Source organism: Acidisoma sp. S159 (assembly GCF_009766125.1).
GTDB lineage: Bacteria > Pseudomonadota > Alphaproteobacteria > Acetobacterales > Acetobacteraceae > Acidisoma.
The window spans coordinates 1-282 of record NZ_LMUG01000068.1 but is presented as its reverse complement, the minus strand read 5'-3'; the positions used below and the strand labels follow the sequence as shown (position 1 = coordinate 282).

General features: G+C 59.9%; 1 pseudogene. It reads right to left on the bottom strand.

Annotation, left to right across the window (positions count from 1 at the left end):
- A pseudogene (locus tag GSQ92_RS31155) lies at window positions 1-165 on the bottom strand (IS6 family transposase); the annotation flags it as partial.
- Window positions 166-282: the final 117 nt, after the last annotated feature.

The window sequence follows — 282 nt, the reverse complement described above, 5'->3', positions numbered from 1 at the left end:
GCACCATCGGCGGACGCTCTCGTAAGAGACGATGACGCCGCGCTCGGCCAGCAGCAGCTCAACATCTCGGAAGCTCAGTCTGAACACGTGATAGAGCCATACAGCGTGGCTGATGAGGTCGGCCGGGAAACGGTGGCGATGGTGCGGGTCTGGCGGCTTCTTCATGCCATCATCCTCGCCCAGGCGGTCGTAGACCGCCAGTTAACGTGACAACGCCCGCGCGACGGGTCAATTTGCCAATGGGTCGTTGGCAAATTGAGCGACGCTTTTATAGGGCATTGT